Genomic DNA, 15,873 nt, shown 5'->3' on the forward strand with positions numbered 1-15,873 from the left:
TCACACCAGGCGCAGATCCTTGGGTCTGGCCTGCGGAAATACCGTCTGCAGCTGACTGTCGCGCAGGCCCCACACGCGACCCATCAGGCCACCCAGCATGTCGCGGTAATTGTTGAGTACGGGGTAGTCGCGGTTCTGCAGCAAGCTTTGCGGGTTCACGGCGACCTGCTCGCCAGCGATGCGGCCACCGCTGACCTTGCCGCCCAGCACCCAGTGCACCGTGCCGTGACCGTGGTCGGTGCCCTTGTCGCCATTCTCGCGGAAGGTGCGGCCGAACTCGGAAACCACCACCACCACGGTGTTGTTCCACTCATCGCCCAGTGCGTCGGCGTAGGCGGCCAGTCCTGCTCCGAGGTTCTGCAGATTGTTGGCAAGGCCGCCCGTGACGCTGCCCTGGTTCACGTGGGTATCCCAGCCACCGACATCGACAAAGCCGAGGCGGTACTGGTTGCGCATCAGCGCGGCAATGCGTTGCGTCTCGGTGGCAAAGCCCTTGGCACTGGGTGCGCCGCGACTGGCATGGACCATTTCATCGCGCAGATCCTGTGACACGGTATTGGGCAGCGCCAGGCCGTCTGCGGTGGCCGAGGCCAGCGAGGTGCCCTGGTACATCTGCGCGAGGATCGCCGATTGCCGGGCATTGAAATGCGGCTTGGTGTCGCCCTTGAGCGAGATGTTGGGAATGTCATGGCCAGCCCCCTGGAAACTCAGGGGCAGGGCATTGGTGAACGCGATCGGCGGCACGCCAGGCAAGGTGCCGGACAGACGCGCCAGGAAACCGGAGCGGAAGTTGCTGCGCTGGGCGGTGGGTTCGCCGGATTCGATATTGTCCTGGGTCTCGAAGTGGCTGCGCGACAGATCGTCGGTGCCGGTGAACGGCACGAATGCGATCTGCTTGCGTTGCCACAACGGGTAGATCGAATCGCGCAGTACCGGATTGAGGCCCCAGTTTGTATCCAGCGGGATCGCGCTGTTGGGGTTGCCGGCGTCAGGCCTGGCGATCGCCAGGGTCGGTCGTGATTCGTAATAGAAGTCGCTGCTGTGCGGAACCAGAAGGTTGTTGCAGTCGTAGCCGCCGCGCAGGAACACCAGCAGGAAGCGCGGCGCGTTGGCCGGCGTGGCAAACAATTTTCCGGAGAACGCCAGCGCTGGCAGGGCAGCAGCGGTGCTGGCGGCGGCAAGCAGGAATTCGCGGCGGTTCATGGCGTACCTCGATGGCGTTGGTGCAGTCGATGTTTCTGCACGTTGGCGATGATTGAGTCAACGTGCGAGTCAGCGGTAGTTGAAATCGGGTGAGGACAGCAGGAACGTATTCCACTCCGTTGGCGACTTGGCCTGGCTCAGTGCATTGACGGTGGCCGAGGACAGCCCTTGTGCGATGGCATCACGGTACAGCGCCGAATCGTGCAATGCGGGAGCATCCCGCGGCAGGGTTGTCGGAGTACCCGGTAACGCAGGATCGCTGGTGTCGACGAACAGCCGGTTGCGCCCGCTGCCGATCACGCCGGCGAAATCGAAGCGCTTGCTCATCTGGCCCGAGCCGGTCCAGCTGGCCGAATCCAGCGGCCAGCCGTCGGGCGTGATGCGGCCATACAGTGGTTCGCCCATCTGTCGCAGCCAGTTCACCAGCGGCACCGCGTTGGGGATCGGCTGGCCGTCGTAGGTGAGCCGCATCGACGAGACCAGGAAGCGCATCGGATCCTTGAACTTGTGCCCGTCGATGGCGGCGGCTTCCGGCGACAGCAGCATCGTGCGCATGACCGCCGCGATGTCGCCGTCGGTGCGCTGGAACGTGTGCGCCATCGCATCGACCAGCGAAGCCGGTGGCTGATCCGCAATGAAGTAGGCGGCAAGCTTCTGCGATATGAAGTGCGCGCAGGCGGGTTGGCGCACGATCAGGTCCACTGCCTGGGCAATCTCGGCATAGCCGCTGCCCTTGATGGTCTGGCCGAGAAAGGTCTTGTCGCCGAAGTCGTGCTGGATCGGGTTGAACACGAACAGGCCGTCGCGCACAAGACCTGGACGTGCATGGGCGAACAGGTTGCGGCGCGCGGCCGGCTTTGCCGGCAGCAGGCCGGCGCCGGTGAGGATGCGCATCAACTGCTGTACGTCCTGCTGGCTGTAGCCGGAGTTCACGCCCAGCGTGTGCAGTTCCATCAACTCCCGCGCGTAGTTCTCGTTGGTCTTGTCCTTGACGTTGTGCACGTTGTCGAGGAACACCAGCATGGCCGGACTCTGCAGCGTGGCCATCACCAGATCCCTGAACTTGCCCAGCGCGTGCGGGCGGATCACGTGCTCCTCGTAGTCGGTGGCGAACAGGCGCACCGGCCCCTTGTCCGCATACACGCTGAAGTGGTTCAGCCAGAACCACACCAGTTGTTCCTTCAACTGGTCGCCGCCATAGATCGCATGCAGCATCTCGGCCTGTGCGGCCTGTTGATAGATGTCGCGACGGTACGACTGGAACGCCTTCTTTGCCGCATCCTTGGCCGGGCCAGCCGGCACTTGCCTGAACTGCTGCGCGCGCTCCTGGTATTCGACGAGCTGCTGCGCTAGTGGCGTGCTGATGACGGATAGGTGGTTGATCTGTGCGGCGACTTGCGGCGGCAGGCTGTCGCCACTGCCGGTCAGCTGCCCGTCGAGGAAGCGCGTGCGACCCAGTTCGCGATAGCGCGCCAGCGTGGCGCTGTCGAGGCCGAAGCTGTCACGGCGCAACCAGGCGATGTCGCTCAGTCTCAGGCCGTCCACCTTGGCAGTGACCATGGCGGTCGGCAGCCGATCCGGCGGACTCCCGTTGCCGGCACAAGCCAGCGCCGGTACGAGCGTCAACAGCAGGGCAAAAACCGGCGTGCGGCAGCGAAGCGGGATGGCGGCAGGCATGCGTCCGTACTCCGGCGGTGGAAGAAGTCAGTAGTTTCTGAACGCAGTGGTGCCACTTTGGATGACTGCAGCAGCGTGACGAAAAGCGCATATTCCGGCGTCAGTCAGTTTGTCGCCGTTCCGTGTCATGGCAGGTACCATGCGGCACCTGCCGGAGCCTGTCATGCCGAAGACCTACGATCGTGCCTATTTCGACAAGTGGTACCGCGACCCGCGTCACGCGGTCGGTTCGTCGGCCGAATTGCGGCGCAAGGTGGCGATGGTGGTGGCGCAGGCCGAGTATTACCTCGGCCGGCCGATCCGCAATGTGCTCGACGTGGGCTGCGGCGAGGCGACCTGGCGCGCACCGTTGCGCGCGCTGCGACCGGACATCGCGTACCGCGGGCTGGATGCCAGCGAGTATGTGGTTGCACGCTACGGCCGCAGCCGCAACATCGGCCTGGCGCGTTTCGGTCAGCTCGAACAGCTGCGCTTCGATACGCGCTTCGACCTGATCGTGTGCACCGACGTACTGCATTACCTGAAACCGGCCGAGATCCGTGCGGGCCTGCACGGCATCGGCGAGATGCTCGAAGGCATCGCGTTTCTGGAAGTGTTCACCAATCGCGATGACGTGGCTGGCGACCATCACGGCTTCGTGTCGCGCACACCGGCCTGGTATCTGCGCGAGTTCGGTCAGGCCGGGTTGCTGCCCTGCGGCTCGCACTGTTACCTCGGGCCGCGGCTGGAACGCCATATTGCGGCGTTGGAGCGGGCGCAGCTGCCAGGCCGGTGATTCGCCGGATCAGAACTCCAGATGTGCGCGGATGCCGACAAAACGCGCCGGCCCGCGATCGCGGTTGTAGCCCGGGTTGCGGATCAGCTGGAAGTCGGGGGCGAGCGTGAGGTGAGCGGCCACCGCGATGTTGTAATAGGCCTCGACGATGCGCTCGCGGCCATAGGCCAGTCCGCCATCGCCCAGCGTGAATCCCTGCCCGCCCAGGGCCAGGTAGTCGCGGTGCGCCGATGACAGCGCGTCGACGGCCACGGCGACGCCCAGATGGTCCCTCGGCCGCCCCCAGTGCACGCCGGAGAGCTGCATGCCAGTGCTCAGTGTGCGATCCACTTCGGTGAATGCAAACGATTCGTTGCGGCCGTCATTCCAGCCCGCACGGGCGAACAATCCGGTATCTCCGTGGTCCGCGAGCGGCAGTTCAACATTGATGGCGTAGCCGTATTTGCGCCGGCCGGAGCGGTCGTCGGCACGGATGTCCGGTGGGGTGCCATGAGCCAGCGCATAGGCGATGGCATCGCGATACGCGCCCATGTTCGCGATATTTCGGAACGCCAGCAGCCGCAAAACCGCGCCACCCGCGTGCGGCTGCAGGGTCAGTTCAAGCTGTTCGCCGCGGGCACGGTGCAGCGAACTCTCCAGCTTCGTTCCATTCGCCTCGGTGGGCATCAGGTAGACGCCGTAGCGCAGGCTCCAGTTCGGATTGATCCAGCCCAGCATCAGTCCGTCGGTGTAGCCGCGAGTGTCGGCGGCGAAATCCCACGCGGTGTTGTTGAGCAACGACCAGTTCAGGAATTGCGTGCGTGCGGAGTCGGCGTAGCGATTCTTGTCGAAGTCGTCGCTGACTGCCATCTTGCCGAGCTTGATCTCGATGCGGCGCGTGGCTTCCTCGCCAGGCAGCTGGTCCTGATCGCGTTTGGCCAATTCGCGTCCGTCGTCCAATGGCAGTGTCCAGCGCAGATACCGGCGTGCGACGTATGCGGTCTTGCTCAAGGTGCCGCCGCCGGAATGCACCACGTCGCCATTGACAAACCCGCCCAGGCCGGTAGCCCCGCTGACCGCCTCGCCCTTGAACATTTCCACATCGAAGTAGAACTGGAAATGCGCTGGCAAGGCGATGCCGAAGTAGGCGCCGAATGTGTGCGAGCGCTCGATATCGCCGTGTGCGCGAAGGCTCAACGGTCCGCTGTACGGCGAATGCAGGGCCGATTGATGCTGGTCGATGAAGGTGTACTGTGCGCCCAGCCATTGCGGTACAAACAGCGGCGCGTCGTCGGCCAGCGCGGATGCCGACACCAAGGCAAGCCACATGGCCACGGCGAACAGCTGAATCATTTTCATGCTCGCCTCCGTGTCCGCCGCATGGAGCGAGCGGATCAGCCAGGTGAGGATCCGCTCGCGATCGGCTGCGAGAGCAGATGTCGATATGCTTCGAAGATTCCAAGGGCAGTCCGGATGCCACTGGCTGACCTATCGTCCATGCTGGGCCACGCACTGTGCATTTCCGGTGCAGGCGAGGCGCACGCTGACTGCAAAACGCGCTCGAGCCAGTGCACAAGTGATGACGTGAACACGCCTTGCCTGCGGCACAAAGGCCGTATCGCTGCCTCCGGGGCATCGATCAGGTGGTGGTCTTGTCCCTGTACCGGCACAGGTCGCGGATCACGCAATGCGGGCAATCCGGCTTGCGTGCCTTGCACACGTAACGCCCATGCAGGATCAACCAGTGGTGGGCGTCCTGCTTGAACTCGGCGGGGATCACTTTCTCCAGCTTGTCTTCGACCGCGCGCACATCCTTGCCCGGTGCCAGGCCGGTGCGGTTGGCGACGCGGAAGATATGCGTGTCCACAGCGATGGTCGGCTCGCCGAACGCGGTGTTGAGCACCACGTTGGCAGTCTTTCGACCCACGCCGGGCAGTGCTTCCAGCGCCTCACGGTCATGCGGTACTTCGCCATCATGCTGTTCGATCAGCAGCCGGCACAGCGCGATCACGTTCTTCGCTTTCGCGTTGAACAGGCCGATCGTGCTGATATAGCGCTTCAGGCCTTCCTCGCCGAGTTCGAGGATCGCCTGTGGCGTGTTCGCCACGGGATAGAGTTTCTTCGTCGCCTTGTTCACGCCGACATCGGTGGCTTGCGCGGACAACACCACGGCCACCAGCAACTCGAATGGGGTGGTGTAAAGGAGTTCGGTGGTCGGGTGTGGATTGAGTTCGCGCAGTCGCGAGAACAGTTCGATCACGTCGGCGCGTTTCACGGTTTCGGCTCCTGCTGCTTTGCCTTGGCACGGGCCAGCGCGGCCAGCACGGGATTGACCGGGCCAGCTGTGGCGTCCACTGCCGCCTTGCGTGCGGCCAGCTCAGCTTCGCGTTGCACACGCTGGCGCTCCAGTCGTACCTCACGGCGCTGGAAATGCGCGCGTGCCGCATCGGCATGCGCCATGTCGATCTGTGCTTCCGGCATCGGCAGCAGCACGATGCAGTCGACCGGACAGGCTGGCACGCACAGTTCGCAGCCGGTGCAATCGTCAGCGATCACCGTATGCATCAGCTTGGACGCACCGACGATCGCGTCGACCGGGCAGGCCTGGATGCACTTGGTGCAGCCGATGCAGTCAGCCTCGACGATGCGCGCCAATGTGCGCGGTTTCTCGATGCCGTGTTCCGGATTCAGTGGGAGTACCGGTTGTTGCAGCAACGCGGCAAGTTTTCCGATACCTGCCGCGCCACCAGGTGGGCACTGGTTGATCGGCGCGTCGCCGCGCGCGATCGCTTCCGCGTACGGCCGGCAGCCGTGGTAACCGCACTGCTCGCACTGCGTTTGCGGCAGCAGCGCGTCGATACGGTCAGCCAGCGTCATGGCGATATCAGCGAACGGTCGCACCCGGCTTTGCACCCTGATCGGCATCGAGCAGGAACAGGTCGCTGCCGCCGTCGCCGGCTGACAGGATCATGCCCTCGGACAGGCCGAAGCGCATCTTGCGTGGGGCGAGATTGGCGATGAACACCACGTTGCGGCCGACCAGCTTTCCCGGTTCGCCGTAGGCGGCGCGGATGCCGGAGAAGATCTGTCGCATGCCCAGCGGGCCGGCGTCCAGCTCGAAGCGCAGCAGCTTGTCCGAGCCGTCGACAAATTCGCAGGCGGTCACCTTGCCGATGCGCAGATCGAGCCTGGCGAAATCGTCGATGCCAATGACAGCCGCGCCATCGACGGTGGCGCTGGGGGTGCCGCTCGCTTCGCTCATGGGTTTGCTCGATTCCTTCGGCTTCTTGGCCGGTGCAGGCTTGGTTTCAGTGGTGGGAGCGCCAAGCGATTCCTTGGATGCTTCGATCATGGCATCGATGTGCCTGGGGTCGATGCGGGCGAGCAGCGGCTCGAATGGGTTGATCGCGTGGTTGTGCAGTTTGCAGCAGGCAGCATCGAAATCGGCGATTGGCGCAGCGAGGAACTGCTCGGCGGCGGCCACGGTCGCAGGCAGCATCGGCTTGAGCAGGCCGGCCAGCAGGCGGAAGCCGGCCAGCGCGAACGAGCACACCTGGTGCAGTTCTTCCCGATGCGCCTCGTCCTTGGCAAGAACCCACGGTGCTTTCACCGCGATATGGCCATTGATCAGGTCGGCGATCAGCACGAAACGGCGGGTGACCTCAGCGAAATCGCCTTCCTCGTACAGCCTGTCGATGCCTTCGTAGTGCTCCAGCAAGGTGTGCCAGAGTGCCGTCTCCTCTGTGCCGAAATGGGCGGCCAGACGTCCGTCGAAAAACTTCTGCACGAAGCCGGCGGTGCGGCTGGCGATGTTCACCCACTTGCCGACCAGGTGCGAGTTGACGCGCTCCTCGAATGCCTTGAGGTCGAGATCCACGTCGACCGGTGCATCGCTGAGCATGCTGGCGAAGTAGTAGCGCAGGAATTCCGGATGCAGACCCGCATCGAGATATGTGCGTGCCTGGATGAAGGTGCCCCGCGACTTGGACATCTTCGCGCCGTTCACCGTCAGGTAGCCGTTGACGTGCAATGCGGTGGGCGTGCGGAACTGCGCGCCATGCAGCATCGCCGGCCAGAACAGGCCGTGGAAGTTGATGATGTCCTTGCCGATGAAGTGGTGCATCTCGGCGGTGCTGTCGGGGCCGAGGAAGTCGTCGAACTTCAATCCGGTGCGGTCGCACAGGGCTTTGAAGCTGGCCAGGTAGCCCACCGGCGCGTCCAGCCACACGTAGAAGAATTTGCCCGGTGCGTCGGGGATCGGGAAACCGAAATAGGGCGCGTCGCGCGAGATGTCCCAGTCCTTCAGGCCGCCGTCCAGCCACTCCCTCAACTTTGCCGCAACGCCGCTGTTGGCCACCGGCTTGCCATGAGTGAACTTGCCGGCGAACCAGTCGCGCAGGAGTGCCTCGAACTTCGAGAGCTCGAAGAAGTAGTGCTCCGAGTCGCGCAGCACCGGCGTGGCGCCGGACATCACCGAGTACGGGTTGATCAGGTCGGTGGGCGCGTAGGTGGCGCCGCAGTTCTCGCAGTTGTCGCCGTACTGGTCCGGTGTGCCGCAGTTCGGGCAGACACCCTTGATGTAACGATCCGGCAGGAACATCTGCTTTTCCGGATCGAACAGCTGCTGGATGCTGCGTTTGGCAATGAAGCCGCCGTCGCGCAGGCGCGTGTAGATCAGCTCGGCCAGTTCGCGATTCTCTTCCGAATGCGTGGTGTGATAGTGATCGAAGCTGAAATGGAAATCGGCGAAGTCGGCTTCATGGCCGGCGCGAATCCCCGCGATGAACGCCTCCGGCGTCATGCCGGCCTTTTCGGCGGCCAGCATGATCGGCGTGCCGTGCGCGTCGTCCGCGGCGACGAAATGCACCTCGTTGCCCATCATCCGCTGCGCGCGTACCCAGATGTCCGTCTGGATATAGCCCAGCATGTGACCCAGATGCAGCGGGCCATTGGCATAGGGCAGGGCGTGTGTGACGAGCAGGCGACGACTCATGGTGAACAGGCACTCCGGAATGACCGCGCATTATTGCATGCGGGCCTGTGCTGGCCGTATCTCCGAGGCATCGGTCCCAGCGGTGTGAGGTGGTGGCATGGGTTTGGAGTGGAGTGCAGATCTCTGAAGCGCACAGTTTCTTCATTGCATGATTTGACGTATTTATGTACATTTGTGCATGTTTTAAAGACCCGGATTGGAACAATGAACATGCTTGGTGGGTCCATCTCGGCGGGGCGCGAGCGGATCGAGGCAGCTACCAGGGCCACCCGCCTGATCTTCCTGGTGTCCGGCATCGGCATGGCCAGCTGGGCGCCGATGGTGCCGTATGCCAAGGCGCGGCTGGGGCTGGACGATGCGGATCTTGGCCTGGTGCTGCTGGCTTTCGGTGGTGGCTCGATGCTGTCGATGCCGTTGGTCGGTTGGCTGACCCATCGCTACGGCAACCGCACGGTGATCAGCGTGGCCGGACTGCTGCTGTGCGTGGCGATTCCGCTGCTCGCGATCGTGCCGAACGTGCTGACACTGACGGTGACGCTGCTGTACTTCGGCGCGATGCTGGGTGCGGTGGATGTGGCGATGAACGCGCATGCGGTCGAGGTGGAGCGGCGCGACGGTCGTGCACTGATGTCCGGTTTCCATGGGCTTTTCAGTATCGGCGGCTTGGCCGGTGCCGCGGTCATGAGCGCGCTGCTGGCGTTGGGCCTGCCGCTGTGGGCCGGCGCCGTGGCGATCGCGCTGCTGCTGGCGCTGATCGTGCTCAGTCAGCGCAGCAGCCTGCTTTCCCATGTGGACGATGCAGCCGAACGGGCGGCGGTGTTTCGTCTGCCGCGCGGGCTGGTACTGCTGCTCGGCGTGCTGTGCTTCGTGAGTTTCCTCGCCGAGGGTTCGATGCTCGACTGGAGCGCCGTGTTGCTGCGCGACTTCCGCGGTTTCTCGGCGGCATCCGCCGGCATCGGCTACGCATGTTTCTCGGTGGCGATGGCCGCCGGTCGGCTTGCCGGCGACCGGGTGGTCGGGCGACTGGGTCCGGTGTGGGCGGTACGCGTCGGTGCCAGTGCGGCGGCGGTCGGGTTCTTGCTGGCGGCGATGGCGTCGTGGCCACCGGTTTCGCTGTTCGGTTTTGTGCTGATTGGCCTGGGCGCATCGAACATCGTGCCGGTGATGTTCAGTGCGGCGGGGCGCCTGCCGGGCAATCCGCCAGCCATTTCCATCGCCACGGTGACCACGCTGGGCTACGCCGGCTTGCTCAGCGGCCCGGCATTGATCGGTTTCCTGGCGCATGCCAGCAACCTGCCGGCGGCACTGGCCGTGGTCGCTGGCATGCTGTTGCTGGTGGCGGCCGCGGCGCGGATCGTGCGGCGTTGAATGACATGCATGACGAGGATGATGAAATGAGCGAGCGTGGAATCGGGCATGTGGCCGTTGACACGGTGATCTTCGATCTCGGCGGTGTCCTGATCGACTGGAATCCGCGCTATCTGTATCGCCAGCTGTTCGATGACGAGCAGGCGATGGAGCGGTTCCTGGCCGAGGTGTGCAATTCGCCGTGGAACGAGCAACAGGATGCCGGGCGTCCATGGGACGAGGCCATCCGGCTGCGCAGCGCGGAGTTCCCCGAACACGCCGCGCTGATCGCCGCCTACCGCACGCGCTGGGACGAGATGCTGCGTGGCCCGCTGCACGACAGCCTGGCGATCCTGCATGAGCTGCGTGTGCGTGGCATGCGCCTGTACGCCTTGACTAACTGGTCGCAGGAGACCTTCCCGCTGGCTTTCGAGCGCTATCCGTTCCTGCAGGTATTCGAGGGCATCGTGGTGTCCGGGGCGGAGCGCATGATCAAGCCCGACCCGGCGATCTTCCATGTACTGCTGAACCGTTACGGTGTTCAACCGGAACGCGCCGTCTTTATCGACGATGCCCCGCGCAATGTGGCTGCGGCGGCGAAGCTCGGCATGCACGCGCTGCACTTCCGTGATGCCGTGGCACTGCGCGCTGAACTGGTTGCGCTGGGTTTGCTCGACGCCGCATCGACGGAGCTGCGCGAGCATGGCTAAGGTGAATCCCGGCGAGATGCTGCCGCAGGAGCGCCAGCAATGGATACTCGATCGACTGCGTCAGCGCGGTCGCGTGGTGGCGGTGGAGCTGGCGACGGAATTCGCGGTGTCCGAGGATTCGGTCCGGCGCGATCTGCGCGAGCTGGCCGCACAGGGCTTGTGCAAGCGCGTATACGGCGGAGCGTTGCCCTTGTCCGCCGCCGTTGCGCCGCTCAAGCAGCGTCGTCAGGAACATGCCGGTCGCAAGCTGGCGCTGGCGCGCAAGGCAGTGACCCTGGTGCGACAGGGACAGGTGCTGCTGATCGATGCCGGCTCGACCAACGCGGCAATCGCCGCCGCGTTGCCAGCGGATTTCGGCCTGACCGTGGTGACCAATGCACCGGATATCGCACAGATCCTGCTGGAGCGCGAAGGCTTCGAAATCCTGCTGATCGGCGGTCGGATCGATGTGCGGATTGGTGCCGCCGTCGGCGCGCAGGCGGTGCAGGAGATCCAGCGGGTGCGTGCGGATCTGTGTTTTCCCGGCGCCTGCGCGGTCGATGCGAGCGGCGGGTTATGGGGTTTCGACAGCGAGGAAGCGCTGCTGAAGCGGGCGATGGTCGAGGCCAGTGGCGAGACCGTCGTCGTTGCCACCAGTGACAAGCTCGGTACGATGGCGACGCATCGGGTGGCCGGTATCGACGAAGTGCAGCATCTGGTGGTCGAACACGATGTCGGTCGTGCGCTACGCGCAAGTTTCAGCGCTCACGGTCTGGTGGTGCATCGGGCCGATCCGGCCACTGCATGAGATAGGCGTGCGCCGCCTGAGGCTTGCCCGCAGCTCATGAAAAACCCCATGCCAGGAGCGCTGGCATGGGGTTTGGTGCGACATGCAAAGACGAGTTGAGTCGACGCTTATTCCTGCCGCTCCCATGTCTGGCTGCGGCCGAGCAGGGAGAAGCCGATGTAACCGTGCACGTCGAGTTTCTGACCGCCGTCGGCAAGGGTGAGCTTGACCTTGTAGACCTTGCCGCTTTTGGGATCGAGGATCTTGCCGCCATCCCAGACGTCGTCGTCCTTGCTGACGCCCCACATGATGGTCATGCCTTCGATCGGCTTGTCCTTGCGCTCGCCATCGCACTTCCTGCAGATCGGGTGCTGCCCGTCCCGGGCGATTTCCTCCGGGCTCAGGTTGATCACCTTGACGACCTTGGCCTGCAGCTGGCCGTTGGATTCGGTGATCTCGATGATCGATTTTGCCTTGCCGGAAACGTCGTCGATCTGTTTCCAGGTGCCGACCGGCGTGTCGTTGGCGGCGAAGGCGGCGCTGGCACCCAGCAGCAGGCTGGCGGCGATGGCAAGTCGAAACAATGGCTTCATGATGACCTCCCGTACGAAAGCGTATGGATGGAGCCTGCCGGGGCCTGCCGGAAGCGTCAAGCTGCATTGCGCCATGTGCCGCGCGGCTGGCTGACCTGCGTCAGACGGTGTCGTGATGCGGGCTGGCATAATAGGCAGTCCCCTCATCATTCGAGTCCCCATGACACAGGCGAGCGAAGCCCTGGTCCGCCGCATTCTCGGCGAGCTGATCGACACCCATACCGGCGCACCGCTGGCCGAGTCCCTGCGCGCCGTGGGTGTGGACGGTGCGCGCGTGTCGGTGGATCTTCAGCTGGGCTATCCGGCGATGGGCGCGATCGACAGCCTGACCAACCGTGTCCGGCAGGCACTGCAGGCCGACCCGTCGATCGAGTCGGCCGCTGTCTCGATCACCAGCCGTGTCCATGTGCACAAGGTGCAGGGCACGCTGGGGCCGCTGCCGAACGTGAAGAACATCATCGTGGTGGCCTCCGGCAAGGGCGGCGTGGGCAAGTCCACGGTGTCGGCGAACCTGGCGCTGGCGCTGCAGGCCGAGGGAGCGAAGGTCGGCGTGATGGACGCCGACATCTACGGCCCCAGCCAGCCGACCATGCTCGGTGTGCATGGCAAGCCGGCCTCGCCGGATGGCAAGAGCATCATCCCGATGCAGGCGCACGGCATGCCGGTGATGTCGATCGGGTTCCTGGTGGAAGAGGACACGCCGATGATCTGGCGCGGCCCGATGGTGACGCAGGCGATGATGCAGCTGCTCACCGATACACGCTGGGAGCCGCTGGACTACCTGATCGTCGACCTGCCGCCGGGCACCGGCGACATCCAGCTGACGCTGTCGCAGAAGGTGCCGGTGGCCGGCGCGGTGATCGTCACCACGCCGCAGGACATCGCCCTGCTGGATGCGCGCAAGGCGCTGAAGATGTTCGAGAAGGTCGAGGTGCCGGTGCTCGGCGTGGTGGAGAACATGGCCACGCATGTCTGCTCGAACTGCGGCCACGAGGAGCACATCTTCGGCGAGGGCGGCGGCGAGCGCATGTCGGCGCAGTATGGCGTGCCGTACCTGGGCTCGCTGCCGCTGGACATCCGCATCCGCGAGCAGGCCGACGGCGGCAATCCCACGGTGGCGGCGATGCCCGATTCCGACCTGGCCGCGCGCTATCGCGAGATCGCCCGCAATGCCGCCGGCCGGCTGTCGCGGCAGCCGCGCAACAAGTCGCTGGGACTGGGCAAGATCGTGGTGCAGGGCGCTCCTGCTGCATGACGCCGCGGCGCGTACTGTGTCTGTCGGGCAGCCTGCGTCGGATCTCGGCGAATACGGCGGTGCTGCAGGCGGCCAAACAACTGGCGCCGGACACGCTTGAACTCGAGTTGTATGGTGGCCTCGCCAGCTTGCCGCTGTTCAATCCGGACGACGAGATCGAGCCGTTGCCGGCCGTGCAGGCGCTGCGTGGCGCGGTCGGTCGCAGCGACGCGTTGCTGATCGCCTGTCCCGAATATGCGCATGGCATCCCTGGCGCGTTCAAGAACCTGCTCGACTGGCTGGTCGGCAGCCTCGAATTTCCGGACAAGCCGGTGGTGCTGTTGAATGCCTCCGGCCGCGGTTCGTTTCATGCGCAAGCGGCCTTGCGTGAAGTTCTCGTCACCATGTCGGCGAAATTGCTGGAATCGGCCTGCGTCACTGTGCCGCTGCCGGGAGCCGGTTGCGAGGTCGGGGAGATTCTGGGCAACGAGATGCGCTGTGCCGAGTTACGCGTGATGCTGGCGGCATTGGCCACGGAACTGGCCACCGTGTGACATCCCGAAGGGGCTCCATGGACCATGCCGTGGTATTTTGAACATCTTTGGCCCGGCTCATGCCGCGGTCGCAGCCGATTCGAGACTGGAGACAGCGTGAGCATCAAATCCGACAAGTGGATCCGCCGCATGGCCGAAAGCCACGGCATGATCGAACCGTTCGAACCGGGTCAGGTCAAGCTGCGTGACGGCCAGAAGCTGGTGTCCTACGGCACCTCCAGCTACGGCTACGACGTGCGCTGCGCGCGCGAGTTCAAGATCTTCACCAATATCAACTCGACCATCGTCGATCCGAAGGCGTTCGATCCGACCAGCTTCGTCGACGTCGAGGCGGACGTATGCATCATCCCGCCGAACTCGTTCGCGCTGGCGCGCACGGTCGAGTACTTCCGCATCCCGCGCAAGGTGCTCACCATCTGCCTTGGCAAGAGTACTTACGCGCGCTGCGGCATCATCGTCAACGTGACGCCGCTGGAACCGGAATGGGAAGGCCACGTGACGCTGGAGTTTTCCAACACCACGCCGTTGCCCGCAAAAATCTACGCCAATGAAGGCGTGGCGCAGATGCTTTTCCTGGAATCCGACGAAGAATGCGAAACCAGCTACCGGGACCGCGGCGGCAAGTACCAGGGCCAGCAGGGCGTGACCCTGCCGCGAACCTGAGCCGAATCTGCCGGTCGAATCCAGGTGGCTGAACGGCGGACATCAGCCGGCGCCGCCCACGTGACGATCCGGCGTTACACTTCACCCGATTCTTGATCAATGCGTTTGACCCCCAGGAGACCTGCATGATTCGTTTTTCCACATGGCTGACGCGCGCCACCGTCGCGATCATGCTGGGCAGCACGCTGCTGCTCGCCGGTTGCCATTTTGGCGGCACCAAGGGCGAAGTCACCACCGCCTCGATGAAAGGCCAGTTCGACGCCACCATCCAGTCCTACAAGGAAGGTCAGTTCCTGGTCGACGGCGCCGTGCTGTCGGCGGTCGATCTTGGCAGTCATTTCGCCTACCTGAAGGACCAGGGCAAGTTGCCCAAGACCGTGCTGCTCGAGGGCAGCGATGATTCGAAAATCCGCAAACAGCACCTGCAGTACATGGCACGCCTGCAGCTCGATTACGGGTTCCGCACGTATTACGACGACAAGGGCACGCTGAAGGAGATCAATCCGCAGGACACCAAGGCGCGTGCGCTTGAGGATCATCACGAGCGGGCACCGACGGCAGCCCCGCCGGAACAGGATCACATGCCTGTCTCTGCCGGTACCCAGTACTGATCCGGGCAGAGCCGGACGCAACTGTTTCCCATCGACAGCCCGCGGAGCGATCCGCGGGCTTTTTCGTGGACAACCAGGACAGGTGCCGGCGAGGAGCCAGGTCCTCAGTCGAGCTTGCCGGCACCGAGCTTGTGGTCCAGCGGCGTGGCAATCGCCGTGCGCAACGCAATCTCCAGGCTTCGCACCACATCGGCCAGTGCCATGCTGGCGGCACCATGACGCCGTGCTGCCTGTGCAGGCAGGTACGGAATGTGGATGAAGCCGGCACGTACGCCGCGTCGTTTCGCCGCCAGATGCAGCGTGGCGTAGGCGATGTGGTTGCAGACATAGGTGCCGGCGCTGTTCGATATCTCGGCGGGCAGGCCGTGCGCATGAAGCGCCGCGAGCATCGCCTTGATCGGCAACGTACTGAAGTAGGCGGCCGGGGCGCCGGCAATCACCGGTTCGTCCACCGGTTGCGCGCCGGCGTTGTCGGGGATGCGTGCATCCTGCACGTTGATCGCCACCCGCTCGATCGACAGTTGCTGGCGACCGCCGGCCTGGCCGACGCCGAGCACGATCGCCGGCGTCAGCTCGCGCATCGCTGCCTTCAGCGCGCGCAGCGAGCCGGCAAATTCGGTCGGCAACTGCAGCGCACTGATCCGGTGCCCGCCGATGCGCTTGCCATGCAGTGCATGCACGGCCTCCCATGAAGGGTTGATGCTTTCGCCACCGAACGGATCGAAACCGGTCAGCAGGATGCGTGGCAGGGATGTACTCATGCTTGCC

The 15,873-nt window shown here is 64.3% G+C and carries 16 protein-coding genes; 8 read left to right on the plus strand and 8 right to left on the minus strand.

All coding sequences use genetic code 11. The annotated features are described in order from the left end of the window. Together ACYVKM_RS07530 and ACYVKM_RS07535 are read right to left on the minus strand one after the other, a co-directional pair. Entirely contained in the window at nt 1–1,203 is a 1,203-nt protein-coding gene (locus ACYVKM_RS07530) for a DUF1501 domain-containing protein (RefSeq protein WP_460876995.1), read from the minus strand. 69 nt (nt 1,204–1,272) lie between these two features. Then, the gene (locus tag ACYVKM_RS07535; RefSeq protein ID WP_460876996.1) at nt 1,273–2,880 is read right to left on the minus strand and encodes a DUF1800 domain-containing protein; all 1,608 of its coding nucleotides are present in this window, start codon (nt 2,878–2,880) and stop codon (nt 1,273–1,275) included. Nucleotides 2,881–3,043: 163 nt separating this feature from the next. Here ACYVKM_RS07535 and ACYVKM_RS07540 point away from each other — a divergent pair, with 163 nt between their 5' ends. Further along, on the plus strand, nt 3,044–3,655 hold the full coding sequence (locus ACYVKM_RS07540) for a class I SAM-dependent DNA methyltransferase (protein ID WP_460876997.1): 612 nt from the start codon (nt 3,044–3,046) through the stop codon (nt 3,653–3,655). A 9-nt stretch (nt 3,656–3,664) separates the two neighbouring features. Here ACYVKM_RS07540 and ACYVKM_RS07545 read toward each other — a convergent pair whose 3' ends face one another. From ACYVKM_RS07545 to metG, 4 genes are all read right to left on the minus strand, one after another. Then, entirely contained in the window at nt 3,665–4,993 is a 1,329-nt protein-coding gene (locus ACYVKM_RS07545; protein WP_460876998.1) for a carbohydrate porin, read from the minus strand. Between the two features lie 280 nt (nt 4,994–5,273). Next, complete coding sequence (gene nth / locus ACYVKM_RS07550; protein WP_460876999.1) at nt 5,274–5,909, minus strand: endonuclease III; 636 nt, start codon at nt 5,907–5,909, stop codon at nt 5,274–5,276. Next, a complete protein-coding gene (locus ACYVKM_RS07555) occupies nt 5,906–6,511 on the minus strand; it encodes an RnfABCDGE type electron transport complex subunit B (protein WP_460877000.1) in 606 nt (201 codons plus the stop codon). Before ACYVKM_RS07555 ends, nth begins: the two co-directional genes overlap by 4 nt. A 7-nt stretch (nt 6,512–6,518) precedes the next feature. Further along, nucleotides 6,519–8,627, minus strand: coding sequence for a methionine--tRNA ligase (gene metG / locus ACYVKM_RS07560; protein WP_460877001.1), 2,109 nt, complete (start codon nt 8,625–8,627; stop codon nt 6,519–6,521). Nucleotides 8,628–8,837: 210 nt separating this feature from the next. Between metG and ACYVKM_RS07565 the strand changes: the two genes are divergently transcribed. The 3 genes from ACYVKM_RS07565 to ACYVKM_RS07575 are packed head-to-tail and all read left to right on the plus strand — an operon-like array spanning nt 8,838 to nt 11,471. After that, nucleotides 8,838–9,995, plus strand: a complete 1,158-nt coding sequence (locus tag ACYVKM_RS07565) for an MFS transporter (protein WP_460877002.1) — start codon at nt 8,838–8,840, stop codon at nt 9,993–9,995. 26 nt (nt 9,996–10,021) lie between these two features. Next, complete coding sequence (locus tag ACYVKM_RS07570; RefSeq protein WP_460877003.1) at nt 10,022–10,684, plus strand: HAD family hydrolase; 663 nt, start codon at nt 10,022–10,024, stop codon at nt 10,682–10,684. Beyond that, nucleotides 10,677–11,471 carry a DeoR/GlpR family DNA-binding transcription regulator gene (locus ACYVKM_RS07575; protein WP_460877004.1) on the plus strand — a complete coding sequence of 265 codons (795 nt, stop codon included), beginning with the start codon at nt 10,677–10,679 and terminating at the stop codon, nt 11,469–11,471. The genes ACYVKM_RS07570 and ACYVKM_RS07575 overlap by 8 nt, the downstream gene beginning before the upstream one ends. 107 nt (nt 11,472–11,578) lie before the next feature. Here the strand turns inward: ACYVKM_RS07575 and ACYVKM_RS07580 are convergent, their stop codons facing one another. Continuing rightward, nucleotides 11,579–12,043: a DUF2147 domain-containing protein gene (locus ACYVKM_RS07580; RefSeq protein WP_460877005.1), complete on the minus strand. Its 465-nt coding sequence runs from the start codon at nt 12,041–12,043 to the stop codon at nt 11,579–11,581. A gap of 160 nt (nt 12,044–12,203) precedes the next feature. Here ACYVKM_RS07580 and apbC point away from each other — a divergent pair, with 160 nt between their 5' ends. The 4 genes from apbC to ACYVKM_RS07600 all read left to right on the plus strand — a co-directional run bounded on the left by apbC (nt 12,204) and on the right by ACYVKM_RS07600 (nt 15,105). After that, on the plus strand, nt 12,204–13,298 hold the full coding sequence (gene apbC / locus ACYVKM_RS07585) for an iron-sulfur cluster carrier protein ApbC (protein ID WP_460877006.1): 1,095 nt from the start codon (nt 12,204–12,206) through the stop codon (nt 13,296–13,298). After that, nucleotides 13,295–13,831, plus strand: coding sequence for an NADPH-dependent FMN reductase (locus tag ACYVKM_RS07590; protein ID WP_460877007.1), 537 nt, complete (start codon nt 13,295–13,297; stop codon nt 13,829–13,831). The genes apbC and ACYVKM_RS07590 overlap by 4 nt, the downstream gene beginning before the upstream one ends. 96 nt (nt 13,832–13,927) lie before the next feature. Then, nucleotides 13,928–14,494, plus strand: coding sequence for a dCTP deaminase (gene dcd, locus ACYVKM_RS07595; protein ID WP_460877008.1), 567 nt, complete (start codon nt 13,928–13,930; stop codon nt 14,492–14,494). A 125-nt stretch (nt 14,495–14,619) separates the two neighbouring features. After that, nucleotides 14,620–15,105: a hypothetical protein gene (locus ACYVKM_RS07600; RefSeq protein WP_460877009.1), complete on the plus strand. Its 486-nt coding sequence runs from the start codon at nt 14,620–14,622 to the stop codon at nt 15,103–15,105. Nucleotides 15,106–15,209: 104 nt separating this feature from the next. On the opposite strand, the gene pcp is transcribed toward ACYVKM_RS07600, so the two are convergent. After that, nucleotides 15,210–15,866: a pyroglutamyl-peptidase I gene (pcp, locus tag ACYVKM_RS07605; protein ID WP_460877010.1), complete on the minus strand. Its 657-nt coding sequence runs from the start codon at nt 15,864–15,866 to the stop codon at nt 15,210–15,212. Between the last annotated feature and the right edge of the window lie 7 nt (nt 15,867–15,873).

The sequence above is a fragment of the Rhodanobacter koreensis genome, from assembly GCF_054782855.1.

Excerpts from the sequence above, each read along its gene's own strand:
- ACYVKM_RS07530 (WP_460876995.1), bottom strand. The coding sequence starts at position 1,203 with ATGAACCGCCGCGAATTCCTGCTTGCCGCCGCCAGCACCGCTGCTGCC.
- ACYVKM_RS07535 (WP_460876996.1), bottom strand. The coding sequence starts at position 2,880 with ATGCCTGCCGCCATCCCGCTTCGCTGCCGCACGCCGGTTTTTGCCCTG.
- ACYVKM_RS07540 (WP_460876997.1), top strand. The coding sequence starts at position 3,044 with ATGCCGAAGACCTACGATCGTGCCTATTTCGACAAGTGGTACCGCGAC.
- ACYVKM_RS07545 (WP_460876998.1), bottom strand. The coding sequence starts at position 4,993 with ATGAAAATGATTCAGCTGTTCGCCGTGGCCATGTGGCTTGCCTTGGTG.
- ACYVKM_RS07555 (WP_460877000.1), bottom strand. The coding sequence starts at position 6,511 with ATGACGCTGGCTGACCGTATCGACGCGCTGCTGCCGCAAACGCAGTGC.
- metG (WP_460877001.1), bottom strand. The coding sequence starts at position 8,627 with ATGAGTCGTCGCCTGCTCGTCACACACGCCCTGCCCTATGCCAATGGC.
- ACYVKM_RS07565 (WP_460877002.1), top strand. The coding sequence starts at position 8,838 with ATGCTTGGTGGGTCCATCTCGGCGGGGCGCGAGCGGATCGAGGCAGCT.
- ACYVKM_RS07570 (WP_460877003.1), top strand. The coding sequence starts at position 10,022 with ATGAGCGAGCGTGGAATCGGGCATGTGGCCGTTGACACGGTGATCTTC.
- ACYVKM_RS07575 (WP_460877004.1), top strand. The coding sequence starts at position 10,677 with ATGGCTAAGGTGAATCCCGGCGAGATGCTGCCGCAGGAGCGCCAGCAA.
- ACYVKM_RS07580 (WP_460877005.1), bottom strand. The coding sequence starts at position 12,043 with ATGAAGCCATTGTTTCGACTTGCCATCGCCGCCAGCCTGCTGCTGGGT.
- apbC (WP_460877006.1), top strand. The coding sequence starts at position 12,204 with ATGACACAGGCGAGCGAAGCCCTGGTCCGCCGCATTCTCGGCGAGCTG.
- ACYVKM_RS07590 (WP_460877007.1), top strand. The coding sequence starts at position 13,295 with ATGACGCCGCGGCGCGTACTGTGTCTGTCGGGCAGCCTGCGTCGGATC.
- ACYVKM_RS07600 (WP_460877009.1), top strand. The coding sequence starts at position 14,620 with ATGATTCGTTTTTCCACATGGCTGACGCGCGCCACCGTCGCGATCATG.
- pcp (WP_460877010.1), bottom strand. The coding sequence starts at position 15,866 with ATGAGTACATCCCTGCCACGCATCCTGCTGACCGGTTTCGATCCGTTC.